This window comes from Bradyrhizobium dasycarpum (assembly GCF_042019905.1).
Classification (GTDB): domain Bacteria; phylum Pseudomonadota; class Alphaproteobacteria; order Rhizobiales; family Xanthobacteraceae; genus Bradyrhizobium; species Bradyrhizobium japonicum_B.
The window spans coordinates 99540-112138 of sequence record NZ_CP169574.1; the positions used below are offsets into that span (position 1 = coordinate 99540).

Annotated in this window: 9 protein-coding genes and 2 pseudogenes; 8 read left to right on the forward strand and 3 right to left on the reverse strand. The window is 64.8% G+C overall.

Annotated elements, in window-relative coordinates; translation table 11 throughout:
• Positions 1-3 precede the first annotated feature (3 nt).
• From ACETMP_RS00460 to ACETMP_RS00475, 4 genes are all read left to right on the forward strand, one after another.
• Positions 4-1032, forward strand: a complete 1029-nt coding sequence (locus tag ACETMP_RS00460; RefSeq protein ID WP_028137573.1) for a branched-chain amino acid ABC transporter permease — start codon at positions 4-6, stop codon at positions 1030-1032.
• On the forward strand, positions 1029-1784 hold the full coding sequence (locus ACETMP_RS00465) for an ABC transporter ATP-binding protein (RefSeq protein ID WP_375159512.1): 756 nt from the start codon (positions 1029-1031) through the stop codon (positions 1782-1784). Before ACETMP_RS00460 ends, ACETMP_RS00465 begins: the two co-directional genes overlap by 4 nt.
• Positions 1777-2493 (forward strand): ABC transporter ATP-binding protein, encoded by a 717-nt coding sequence (locus ACETMP_RS00470; protein WP_375159513.1) that lies wholly within the window; start codon positions 1777-1779, stop codon positions 2491-2493. Before ACETMP_RS00465 ends, ACETMP_RS00470 begins: the two co-directional genes overlap by 8 nt.
• Before the next feature lie 77 nt (positions 2494-2570).
• Positions 2571-3689 carry a cobalamin-independent methionine synthase II family protein gene (locus ACETMP_RS00475; RefSeq protein WP_375159514.1) on the forward strand — a complete coding sequence of 373 codons (1119 nt, stop codon included), beginning with the start codon at positions 2571-2573 and terminating at the stop codon, positions 3687-3689.
• 106 nt (positions 3690-3795) lie between these two features.
• Here ACETMP_RS00475 and ACETMP_RS00480 read toward each other — a convergent pair whose 3' ends face one another.
• Positions 3796-5514, reverse strand: coding sequence for a caspase family protein (locus tag ACETMP_RS00480; protein WP_375159515.1), 1719 nt, complete (start codon positions 5512-5514; stop codon positions 3796-3798).
• 173 nt (positions 5515-5687) lie between these two features.
• Between ACETMP_RS00480 and ACETMP_RS00485 the strand changes: the two are divergent.
• The 4 genes and pseudogenes from ACETMP_RS00485 (at position 5688) to ACETMP_RS00500 (ending at position 11470) form a co-directional block, all read left to right on the forward strand.
• A pseudogene (locus tag ACETMP_RS00485) lies at positions 5688-7044 on the forward strand (hypothetical protein).
• Positions 7045-7105: 61 nt separating this feature from the next.
• A pseudogene (metK, locus tag ACETMP_RS00490) lies at positions 7106-8303 on the forward strand (methionine adenosyltransferase).
• Between the two features lie 123 nt (positions 8304-8426).
• Positions 8427-9848 (forward strand): adenosylhomocysteinase, encoded by a 1422-nt coding sequence (gene ahcY / locus ACETMP_RS00495; protein ID WP_028137566.1) that lies wholly within the window; start codon positions 8427-8429, stop codon positions 9846-9848.
• A gap of 161 nt (positions 9849-10009) precedes the next feature.
• On the forward strand, positions 10010-11470 hold the full coding sequence (locus ACETMP_RS00500; protein ID WP_375159516.1) for a flavin-containing monooxygenase: 1461 nt from the start codon (positions 10010-10012) through the stop codon (positions 11468-11470).
• A 97-nt stretch (positions 11471-11567) separates the two neighbouring features.
• Here ACETMP_RS00500 and ACETMP_RS00505 read toward each other — a convergent pair whose 3' ends face one another.
• Both ACETMP_RS00505 and ACETMP_RS00510 read right to left on the reverse strand, forming a co-directional pair.
• On the reverse strand, positions 11568-11804 hold the full coding sequence (locus ACETMP_RS00505; protein ID WP_375159517.1) for a 4-oxalocrotonate tautomerase family protein: 237 nt from the start codon (positions 11802-11804) through the stop codon (positions 11568-11570).
• Positions 11805-11820: 16 nt separating this feature from the next.
• Positions 11821-12531, reverse strand: coding sequence for an SDR family NAD(P)-dependent oxidoreductase (locus ACETMP_RS00510; RefSeq protein WP_375159518.1), 711 nt, complete (start codon positions 12529-12531; stop codon positions 11821-11823).
• Positions 12532-12599: the final 68 nt, after the last annotated feature.

Sequence of the window (12599 nt, forward strand, 5' to 3'; positions counted from 1 at the left end):
CCGATGAGCGCTGCTTCCGACGTCGGTTATCACGCCCAGCGCCAGGCGCGCTGGCACTACGGCGAAATCGCCTTCTGGCTGATCGTGCTGGCCTGCGGCTTCGCCTTTCCCTCGCGCTATCTGATCATGACCGACATCCTGCGCCTGGCGCTCTTCACGATGTCGCTCGATCTCATCCTTGGCTATGCGGGCATCGTCTCGCTCGGCCACGCCGCCTTCTTCGGGGTCGGCGCCTATGCCGCGGGACTTCTCGCGCTTCACGGTATCGTCAACGAGCCCGTGCTCGCGCTGCTCGTCGCGGGCCTGGCCGCGATGGTGCTTGGCTTTGCCACCAGCTTCCTGGTGATCCGCGGCGTCGACCTCACGCGCCTGATGGTGACGCTCGGCATCGCGCTGCTGCTGGAAGCGCTCGCCGAACGCTTCTCCAACATCACCGGCGGCACCGACGGCCTGCAGGGCATCGAGATGCAGCCGATCCTCGGCCAGATTCCGTTCGACATGTTCGGCAAGGCCGGCTTCTTTTACTCGCTGGCCGTGCTGTTCCTGCTGTTCCTGTTCGCCCGCCGCGTCGTGCATTCGCCGTTCGGCCTGTCGCTGCGCGCTATCAAGAACAACCCGCTGCGGGCTGCGGCGATCGGCATTCCCGTCAACCGCCGCCTGATCGCGATCTACACGCTGGCTGCGTTCTATGCCGGCATCGCGGGCGCGCTGTTCACCCAGACCACCGCGATCGCCTCGCTCGACGTCTTCGCCTTCGAGCGCTCGGCCGATCTGATGCTGGTGCTCGTCATCGGCGGCACCGGCTATCTCTATGGTGGGCTGATTGGTGCGGTGATCTTCCGCATGCTCCAGGAATTGTTCTCCACCATCACCCCTCAATACTGGCAGTTCTGGATCGGCCTCGTGCTGGTCGTGATCGTGCTGGTCGGCCGGCAGCGCCTGCATCGCTGGGTGCTGTATGTGCCGAATCTGGTTATCAGGCAGGTTGCAGGCCGTAAGGCGGTCGTCGCCGTGCCGGAGAGCGATGCATGACCATCGCGCTCGAAACCCAGAAGCTCGAAAAGCAGTTCGGCGGCTTGCGCGTCACCCGCGATCTGTCCCTGAGGATCGAGCAGGGGGCGCGCCACGCGCTGATCGGCCCGAACGGCGCCGGCAAGACCACGGTGATCAACCAGCTCACCGGCGTGCTGAAGCCGAACTCGGGCCGCATCCTGCTCGAAGGCCAGGACATCACCGATCTGCCCGTGCACAAGCGCGTGCTGCTCGGCTTGTCGCGCACCTTCCAGATCAACCAGCTCTATCCCGATCTCACCCCACTCGAAACCATCGGCCTGGCCGTCTCCGAACGTCTCGGCCATGGCGGCGATTGGTGGCGGCGGATGGGCACGCGCAGCGACGTCAACGGCGAGATCGCCGATCTCCTGACCCGCTTCCACCTGCTCGACGTCATGAACGAGCAGACCGTGACGCTGCCTTACGGCAAGCAGCGCCTGCTCGAGATCGCGGTCGCGATCGCGGCCAAGCCGCGCGTGCTGCTGCTCGACGAGCCCGCCGCGGGCGTGCCCGAGAGCGAGCGCCACGACATCCTCGCCGTGGTCGGCGCGCTGCCGCGCGACGTCACCGTGCTGTTGATCGAGCACGATATGGACCTCGTCTTCTCCTTTGCCGACCGCATCTCGGTGCTGGTCTCCGGCGCGCTGCTGACCGAAGGGCCGCCCGAGCAGGTCGCGCGCGATCCGCAGGTCAAGGCGGTCTATCTCGGCGAGGAGGCGGTCAATGTCTGACCTGCTCGCGATCGACTCACTTCGCGCCGGCTATGGCGAAGCGGTGGTGCTGCCCAACATGTCCTTGCGCCTCGCCGAGGGGCAGGTCCTGGCGCTGCTTGGCCGCAACGGCACCGGCAAGACCACGCTGATCAACTCCGTCGTCGGCGTCACCCGCCGCTTCTCCGGCTCGGTCGTGCTGGCCGGCACCGACATCACCAGCTTGCGGCCCGACCAGCGCGCGCGCGCCGGCATCGGCTGGGTGCCGCAGGAGCGCAACATCTTCCGCTCGCTCACGGTCGAGGAGAACATGACCGCGGTGGCCCAGCCGGGCCTCTGGACGGTCGAGAAGGTGTACGAGATGTTCCCGCGACTGAAGGAGCGGCGGACCAACTTTGGCAATCAGCTCTCCGGCGGCGAGCAGCAGATGCTGGCAATCGGGCGCGCGCTCACCCTCAACCCGAAAGTGCTTCTGCTGGACGAGCCGACTGAGGGCCTTGCCCCCATCATCGTCGAAGAGCTCCTGAAGGCGATCGGGACCATCACCCGGGCGGGCGGCATCTGCTCGATCATCGTCGAGCAGAATGCCCAAAAGATTCTGGGGCTGGCCGACCGCGTTGTGATATTGGAGCGCGGAACGATCGTCCACGACGCCCCGAGCGCCGCGCTGAGGGCCGACTCCTCGGTCCTGGAGCGGCATCTCGGCGTCGCGGGGGCGGCGGCCCACTGACTTTTTTCTTCGCCTCTCCCCGCTTGCGGTGAGAGGAGGTACAACGAGCGCCGACTGAAATTTCGGGAGAAACAAGAATGCAGCGAACCAGAGCCCCCTTCCGCGCCGACGAGGTCGGCAGCCTCCTGCGTCCGGCCAAGATCAAGGAAGCCCGCACCCGGCTGGAGAAGGGCGAGATCTCGGCCGACGATCTGCGCAAGATCGAGGACATGGAGATCGAGAAGGTCGTGCACAAGCAGGCCTCGATCGGGCTCAAGCTCGCGACCGACGGCGAGTTCCGCCGCTCCTGGTGGCATTTCGACTTCCTGGCCAAGCTCACCGGCTGCGAGCTGTTCCACCCCGACACCGGCATCCAGTTCGCGGGCGTGCAGACCCGTCACGACGCGGTGCGCGTCATCGGCAAGCTCGACTTTCCCGCCGATCACCCGATGCTCGACCACTTCCGCTTCCTGAAGAAGGTCGCCGACCAGGCCCACGTCACCGCCAAGATGACGATACCGTCGCCTGCCGTGCTGCACTTCCGCGGCGGCCGCAAGTCGATCTCCAAGGACGTCTATCCCGATCTAGAGGCCTTCTACGAGGACCTCGGCAGGACCTATCGCAAGGCGGTGAAGGCGTTCTACGACGCCGGCTGCCGCTATCTCCAGTTCGACGACACCGTGTGGGCCTATCTCTGCTCGCAGGACGAATTGCAGAAGGCGCGCGAGCGCGGCGACAATCCGGATGGTCTGCAGCAGATCTACGCGCGCATCATCAACTACGCGCTGGCCGAGAAGCCTGCCGACATGGTGGTGACGACCCATGTCTGCCGCGGCAATTTCCGCTCGACCTGGATTTCTTCGGGCGGCTACGAGCCCGTTGCCGAAACCATGCTGGCCGGCACCAATTACGACGGCTACTTCCTGGAATACGATTCTGATCGTGCCGGCGGTTTCGAGCCGCTGCGCTTCCTGCCCAAGGGCAACAAGGTCGTCGTGGTCGGCGTCATCACCTCGAAGTTCGGTGAGCTCGAGAAGAAGGACGACATCAAGCGCCGCCTGGAGGAGGCCGCCAAGTTCGCGCCGCTGGAGCAGCTCGCGCTCTCCCCGCAATGCGGTTTCGCTTCGACGGAAGAAGGCAACATCCTCTCCGAGGAAGAGCAATGGGCCAAGCTCAGCCTCGCTGTCGAGATCGCCAAGGAAGTGTGGGGCAACTGACGTCAAGTGTCGTTCCGGGGCGATGCGAAGCATCGAAACCGGAATTTCGAGATCCCGGGTCTGGTGCTTGCGCACCATCCCGGGATGACGACGCGTCAACGCCTCGTCACTTCTCCGCCAGATAAACCTCGCCCAGCAGCGACGAGTTCGACCACGGCACCTGCTTGTTCCTGGTGGTCGAGACCACCTCTGCCCGCACTCGCGTCAGCATCTGCTGCACCTCCAGCCCCGGCGTGCCGATATGGCGGGAGAGCGCGGCGGAAAACGGCGAGTTGGCGCCTTCGCCGTCGAGCGCGACCTGGCCCGGCGCGGTCGCGAAGGCGATCAGCGTGCCGGCGCCCAATGTCGCGCCAGCGCCCAGGCTCGTCGGTGCCGCGAGGCCCGGGGCGCTTTCGATGCCGCGATTGGGGCCGGCGGACGCGACTTGCTGCGCCATGGGATTGTTGCGGCAGGCATCGAAGATCAGGATGTTGGTGCGAACCTGGTCGTCGAGGCCGGCCATGATCGTGTCCATGTCGATCATCGCCTCGGTCATGCCAGCGCCCGGCTTGAGCGCGACGTCGACCGGAATGAGATAGTTGCGGCCGTCGACCTGCACGCCATGGCCGGCATAATAGACCAATGCCACCTGCGCCCGTGCGGCCGCGCGAAGAAAGTCGCGCGTCATCCTCTGCATTGCGGCGCGATCGAGGTCGATCCCTTCCGACACGGTGAAGCCGATATCGCGCAGGCTCTTGGCGACGGCGCGCGCGTCGTTGGCGGGATTGGGCAGCGCCTTGACATGGGCATAGGCGCCGTTGCCGATGATCAGCGCCATGCGTATGACGCGAGCGGCCGGAGCAGGCGAGGGCGCAGCTGCCGCGCCGGTCTCTTGTAGGGCGGGATTATTCGCCGGCTGCGTCCTCGGCGAGGGCGCATCGCGCGGGATCGGCGCGCCCGCATCCGTCAGCAGCGACAGCCGTACCTTGGCGGTGGCCTGGTTGGCCTTGCTGCCGGCGTCGGATGCCACGATCGCCAGCGTCGCCTGGTAGTCGTCGCGCGCGCGGGCGTAGTCGCCCTTGGCTTCATTGGCCAGCGCGCGATGGGTATAGCCGGAGATCAGCACGCTGTTCGGCGGCGTCATGATGTTGACCGGTGGCTTGTCCTTGGCCAGCCGGATCGCCTCGCTGCCGTCGGCGATGGCGCGATCGAGCTCGCCCCTGGCGCGCCAGATCGCGGTGCGGTTGATCAGCGGCTGCGGCAGCGAAGGGTCAAGCCGGATCGCCTGGTTGATTTCGGCGAGCGCACCGTCGAGGTCGCCGAGTGCCTGTTTTGAGATGCCGCGGTTCTGGAACGAGAATGCCGATTTCGGATCGGCCTTGATCGCCATGTCGTAGTCGGCGATGGCCTTGGAAAAGTCGTGCTTGCCGCGCCAGGCGTTGCCCCGATTGTGGAAGATGGTGCCGCTGGGCGGTCCGAGCTTCAGTGCGTCGTCGAAATCGGCGATGGCGATCTCGTAGTCGCCCTTGTCGTAATAAGCCGATCCCCTGAGATTGTAGGCCGCTTGGCTAGGCTGGAGCCGGATCGCTTCGGTGGCATCGGCAATGACCTTCGAGTAATTGCCCTTCTTGTTCCAGCCCACCGCGCGCCAGAAATGGATGGTCGCGAGCTGCTCGCCCCGAAACACCTTCAACGCGATGATCTTGCTGCAGGCATCGATCATCTGCTCCGCCGGCGTCGTCTCGGTGGTGCAGAGCGGCCCAAGCTGATTGCGCGCCTGCGCGACCGCCGGTGCGGATCCAAGGATTGCCGTGAGCAGGCTGAGCGCGACGAGCAGGCGGCGCATGGCGAATGGCCCTTCAGAGGAGAGGCGCCTGTTTGTTGCCGGGCAGACCGCAGCGGTTCAGGGCTGGCGCCGACACGAACGGCAGGGGACGCGCTTCGATCCGCTATTCCCTTAGTGGGCAGACTTTGCTAGGAGGGGGCGTCCCACCCAGTCTGCCCACCGCGTCCCACCTCATGAAGAACGACGAAATCCTCAGCCAGATCACGGAGTTCTGCCGCAAGGCGGACATGGCGGAATCGACATTTGGCCGGCGCGCGGTGAACGATGGGAAGCTGGTGCATCGCCTGCGCGAGGGCAAGCGCATCACCATCGACACGCTGGAGCGGATCCAGGCCTACATGGCGGCCTCGATGGCCGGCGGCATGCCGCCACCGCGAGGGCTTCAGGTGCCGCCCGAGAAGCGCGATCCGCGCGGCAATTTCCGCTTCTTCGAGAACCGCCAGAAATACCTGCTGTTCGTCCATACCTGCAGCGAAAAGCGGGTGGTCGCGGACAGGGTCGCGCTGGAGCTCGCCTCGATCCATCCGCGGCCCCCGGCCCTGCGCCTGTTCGACGCCGGCGTCGGCGACGGCACCGTGCTGGCGCGGGTGCTGCGCGCAACGCACCAGCGCTTTCCCCACATGCCGTTCTACGTCGCCGGCAAGGAGCTCAGTCTCGAGGATTTGCGCCTGACGCTGGAGAAGGTGCCGGACCGCATTTTCGAGCACCCGGCGTCGGTGTTCGTCTTCACCAACATGTTCTATTCGGAGGCCCCCCTGGCTCACGCCGGCATCGCCTGCGGCGGCGGCCGCGACCGTCTGGCACGAGGTCCCGCTGCGGGGCGCCTCATCGGGCGAGTTCGAGCAGCAGATCGCCGAGCTGAGGCCGTTCCTGGAGCAGAACTGGCGCGCCGCGATCAGCCCGCGCACCGCCATGCCGCTGTATGAGCGGCCCGTCGTTCTGGTGCTGTATCGCGAGGATCACAGGTTCCTGCTGGATTCGACCATTCCGCGGCCGGGCCAGACCGAGGCCAATTTCGATCTCGTCATCGCCTCCCAGCCCTACCGCGCCCTGTCGTCGGTGAACTTCCGGGCCAAGCGGATCATCGCACCTCTTGCGCGGGCGCTGCGGCCGGGAGGGCGGCTGATCGGGATCCACTCCCATGGCCAGGATCCGGGCATGGAAATGATCCAGGCGATCTGGCCCGGAGAAAATCCTTTCGCGGTCAGCCGTCATGAGCTATTGCGCGCCGTTAAGTATGAACTCGGATCGGTGGGCCGCGACTTAAATTTTAATGCTTATGCGGATAACCGTTCGATCTTCAGGTATGATATGGAAGCGCTGCCCAACGAGGTCACCGGTACGATCGGGACCTCCACGGCCTTTGCAGCGTGGAATGCGGCGGTGTATGTCGCTCAGATTGAGGACGACCGATTGACAGAAATGACTCAAAACGGCCGCACTCTGGATGCCGCCAGGGACGTGCTGCGAAAGTACAATGGGCTCTGGTTTCTCGACGAATCCTACGTCATCTCGCGCCGGCGTGATTGACATCATCAAAAGTAAACATCGCAAACGCCCGCCGGCTTAGCGGCGGAACAAGGGGTTACTGATGCGCGCGTCCTATCTCTTCACCAGCGAGTCCGTGTCCGAGGGTCATCCGGACAAGGTCTGCGACCGCATTTCCGACGAGATCGTCGATCTGTTCTACCGCGAAGGCCCGAAGGCCGGCATCGACCCCTGGCAGATCCGCGCCGCCTGCGAGACGCTCGCCACCACCAACAAGGTGGTGATTGCGGGTGAGACCCGTGGTCCCAAGTCGGTGACCAACGAGCAGATCGAGGGCGTCGTCCGCGGTGCGATCAAGGACATCGGCTACGAGCAGGAAGGCTTCCACTGGAAGACCTGCGACATCGAGATCCTGCTGCATCCGCAGTCGGCCGACATCGCCCAGGGCGTCGATGCGCTGCAGCCGGGCGAGGTCAAGGAAGAGGGCGCGGGCGACCAGGGCATCATGTTCGGTTACGCCACCAACGAGACGCCCGATCTGATGCCGGCGCCGATCTTCTATGCCCACAAGATCCTCCGCCTGATCTCCGAAGCCCGCCACTCCGGCAAGGAGAAGGTGCTCGGACCGGATTCCAAGAGCCAGGTCACCGTGCAGTACGAGAACGGCAAGCCGGTGGCCGTGCGCGAGATCGTGGTCTCGCACCAGCATCTGGTTCCGGACCTCACCTCGAACCAGGTCCGCGAGATCGTCGAGCCCTATGTGCGCGAGGCGCTGCCGAAGGACTGGATCACGCCGAAGACGATCTGGCACATCAACCCCACCGGCAAGTTCTACATCGGCGGCCCGGACGGTGATTCCGGCCTGACCGGCCGCAAGATCATCGTCGACACCTATGGTGGCGCGGCCCCGCATGGCGGCGGTGCGTTCTCCGGCAAGGATCCGACCAAGGTCGACCGTTCGGCGGCCTATGCCGCCCGCTACGTCGCCAAGAACATCGTTGCCGCTGGCCTGGCCGACCGCTGCACGCTGCAGCTCGCCTACGCCATCGGCGTGGCGCGTCCGCTGTCGATCTACATCGACACCCATGGCACCGGTAAGGTGCCGGAGGAGCAGCTTCGAGAAGGCGGCGGCGCAGGCGATGGATCTGACGCCCCGCGGCATCCGCACCCATCTCGACCTCAACCGTCCGATCTACGCGCGCACCTCGGCCTACGGCCATTTCGGCCGCACGCCAGACAACGAGGGCGGCTTCTCCTGGGAGAAGACCGACCTCGTCGAGCAGCTCAAGCGCGCGCTCTAAGTCACTTGCGTCATTCCGGGGCGCCGCAACCGCGGCGAACCCGGAATCTCGCACTTCCGGATTCCAGGTTCGCTCGCTTCACCAGCGCCCTGGAATGACGAGCCAAACAAACAGGAACCTCCTATGAACGCGAAGCCCGGCTTCACCGATTACATCGTCAAGGACATTTCGCTCGCCGATTTCGGCCGCAAGGAGCTCTCGCTGGCCGAGACCGAGATGCCCGGCCTGATGGCCACCCGCGAGGAGTACGGCCCGAAGCAGCCGCTGAAGGGCGCCCGCATCGCCGGCTCGCTGCACATGACGATCCAGACCGGCGTGCTGATCGAGACGCTGGCCGCACTCGGCGCCGACATCCGCTGGGTCTCCTGCAACATCTATTCGACGCAGGATCACGCCGCCGCCGCGATCGCGGCCGCCGGCATTCCCGTCTTCGCCGTCAAGGGCGAGACGCTGACCGAGTACTGGGACTACACCGCGAAGCTGTTCGACTGGCACGGCGGCGGTCACCCGAACATGATCCTCGATGACGGCGGTGACGCCACCATGTATGTGCATCTCGGCCTGCGCGCCGAGAAGGGTGACACCGCCTTCCTCGACAAGCCCGGCTCCGAAGAAGAGGAAGTCTTCTTCGCGCTGCTGAAGAAGCAGCTCAAGGAGAAGCCGAAGGGTTACTTCGCCGCGATTGCCGAGAGCATCAAGGGCGTTTCGGAAGAGACCACCACGGGCGTGCATCGTCTCTACGACATGCAGAAGGCCGGCACGCTGCTGTGGCCCGCCATCAACGTCAATGACAGCGTCACCAAGTCGAAGTTCGACAACCTCTATGGCTGCCGTGAATCGCTGGTCGACGGCATCCGCCGCGGCACCGACGTGATGATGTCGGGCAAGGTCGCGATGGTCGCCGGCTTCGGCGACGTCGGCAAGGGTTCGGCCGCCTCGCTGCGCCAGGCCGGCTGCCGCGTCATGGTGTCGGAAGTCGATCCGATCTGCGCGCTGCAGGCCGCGATGGAAGGCTACGAGGTCGTGACCATGGAAGACGCGGCTCCCCGTGCCGACATCTTCGTCACCGCGACCGGCAACAAGGACATCATCACCATCGAGCACATGCGCGCGATGAAGGATCGCGCCATCGTCTGCAACATCGGTCACTTCGACAACGAGATCCAGATCGCGGGTCTGCGTAACCTGAAGTGGACCAACATCAAGCCGCAGGTCGACGAAATCGAATTCCCTGACAAGCACCGCATCATCCTGCTGTCGGAAGGCCGTCTCGTGAATCTCGGCAACGCGATGGGCCATCCGTCCTTCGTGATGTCGGCGTCCTTCACCAACCAGACGCTGGCGCAGATCGAGCTGTTCGCCAACAACAAGGACGGCAAGTACAAGAAGGAAGTCTATGTGCTGCCGAAGACCCTCGACGAGAAGGTCGCCCGCCTGCACCTCGCCAAGATCGGCGTCAAGCTCACCGAGCTGCGCAAGGACCAGGCCGACTACATCGGCGTGAAGCAGGAAGGCCCGTACAAGAGCGACCATTACCGCTACTGATCGAGTGATCTGATCGACCATCGACGCGAAGCCTCGGAGTGATCCGGGGCTTCATTTGTTTCGGCGCATGGAATTCAACTCGCTTTGCGTTCGCGACACGGCCGATTGCCAATTGACGGCCAGCAGCGGCGGGCGGACAATCCTCCCCGGCGGAGGAAACCATGCAACAAGAACATTTCGACGTCCTCATCGTCGGTGCCGGGCTATCAGGCATCGGCGCGGGCTATCATTTGCAAACCAGGTGTCCGACCAAGAGCTACGTCATCCTGGAGGGACGCGACTGCATCGGCGGCACCTGGGACCTGTTCCGCTATCCCGGCATCCGCTCCGACAGCGACATGTTCACGCTCGGCTATTCGTTCAAGCCGTGGACCGACCCGAAGGCGATCGCCGACGGGCCGCAGATCCTGAACTATGTGCGCGAGACAGCCAGCGAGAACGGCATCGACAAGCACATCCGCTTCCGCCATCGCGTCAAGCGCGCTTCCTGGTCGACCAGCGAGGCACGCTGGACCGTCGAAGCCGAGCGCATCACGGAAGAGGGCGCGAGCGAGCTGGTTCGCTTGACCTGCAATTTCCTCTTCATGTGCTCGGGCTACTACAAATACGAGGCGGGCTACACGCCGGAGTTCAAGGGCGTTGCTGATTTTGCCGGCCGCATCGTCCATCCGCAGAAATGGACCGAGGACATCGACTATGCGGGCAAGCGCGTCGTCGTGATCGGCTCGGGCGCGACCGCGGTCACGCTGGTGCCGGAGCTCGCCAAGAAGGCGGCGCAGGTCACCATGCTGCAGCGCTCGCCGACCTATGTGGTATCGCGGCCGGCGCAGGATCCGCTCGCCAACAAATTGCGGCGCAACCTCCCGGCGCGGCTGGCCTATCATTTGATCCGCTGGCGCAACGTGATGTGGGGGATGTTCTTCTTCCAGCTCAGCCGGCGCAAGCCCGCGAAGGTCAAGGACCTCATCCTCAAGGGTGTGCGAATGGCGCTCGGTCCCGACTACGACGTCGCAACCCATTTCACCCCGCGCTACAATCCCTGGGACCAGCGGCTGTGCCTGGTGCCGGACGGCGACCTCTTCGAGGCGATCCGCGAGCAGCGCGCCAGCGTCGTGACCAACGAGATCGACACGTTCACGCGTGACGGCATCCGCCTGAAGGACGGAAGCGAGCTTGCGGCCGACATCATCGTGACGGCGACCGGATTGGTGCTCCAGGTCGTCGGCGGCCTCGAGGTCAGTGTCGACGGCCGCGCCGTCGATTTTGCCAATACCCTGACCTACAAGGGCATGATGTATGCCGACGTGCCCAACATGGCTTCGGCCTTCGGCTACACCAACGCGTCCTGGACGCTGAAATGCGATCTCACCTGCGAATATGTCTGCCGTCTCATCAACTACATGGACCGGCACAATTTCCGTCAATGCGTGCCGCACAACGACGATTCGACCATCACAGCGCAGCCGTCGCTGGATTTTACCTCGGGCTATGTGCAGCGCTCGGTGGCCAAGATGCCGAAGCAGGGCTCGAAGCGGCCGTGGCGGCTGTACCAGAACTACGCGCTCGACATCGTGTCCCTGCGCTTCGGCCGGATCGACGACGGCGTGATGCGCTACTCCTGACGGCGCCCCCTTCGCAATGCGGTTTCGGCCGGGGCGCGACGGACTGCTTCGTGTCTGCCTCGGTCACGGCGCCCCCCTTGCGCGCATGACCGGCCGATCATCCCGTCTGGGCAGCGCGCCGGCGTCGGAATTCCTGCACGGGCAGCCCGCCCCAGCCCCAATTGGCGGTATCGACTTCCTCGATCACGACGAAGGTGGACTCCAGCGGCTTGCCGAGCACATCGAGCAGGAGCTGGCTCGAACCCTCGATCAGTGCGGCCTTCTCCGCCGCCGAGAGCGACGTCGCTCCCGGCGTCGTTCCCTCGCGGGTCACTTGAATGGTGACGATGGGCATCGTGCGTCTTCTCGTCTCAATGTCCGGCGCTCTGCCCGCCGTCGACGTGCAGGATCTCGCCGGTAACGAAGGAGGCCCCCTCGAGATAGAGGACCGCGTCGACGATATCGGACACCTCGCCCATGTGGCCGACCGGGTGCAGCGCACTGAGCTGCGCATGCGTTGCGACCGGATGCATCGGCGACTTGATGATGCCGGGCGAGACCGCGTTCACCCGGATGCCGCGCTTGGCGTATTCGATCGCGAGCGACTTGGTCGCGGCGTTCAATCCACCCTTGCTCAGCGAGGCCAGCACGGAGGGTACGTTCGAATTGGCCTGATCCGCCAGCGTGGTCGTGATCTGCACCACGTGGCCGGATCCCTGCTTCTCCATCTCGGCGATGGCGAGCTGCGTGATGTTGAAGAAGCCCGCGACGTTCGTTCCCATCACCGCCGCATAGTCCTCGGCCGTGTATTGCGTGAACGGCTTTGCGACGAAGATGCCGGCGTTGTTGACCAGCGTGTCGACCCGGCCGAAGCGGCCGATCGCCTGTGAGACTACGCGCTCGGCAGTGGAACGGTCGGCGATGTCGCCGGGAACGGCGAGGACATCATCGTCGCCAGACGGCTTGATGGAGCGCGCCGTGGCGACGACGCGGTAGTTGCGATCGCGAAAACCCTGCACCAATGCGGCGCCGATGCCCTGCGATGCACCGGTGACGATGGCGACCTTCTGCTCGATACCCATGATGGGCTCCTGTTGTTGCCTCTGGAGAATCTGTGCCGGCAGCGGCCGGCTTGCGTGCTGAGGTACGC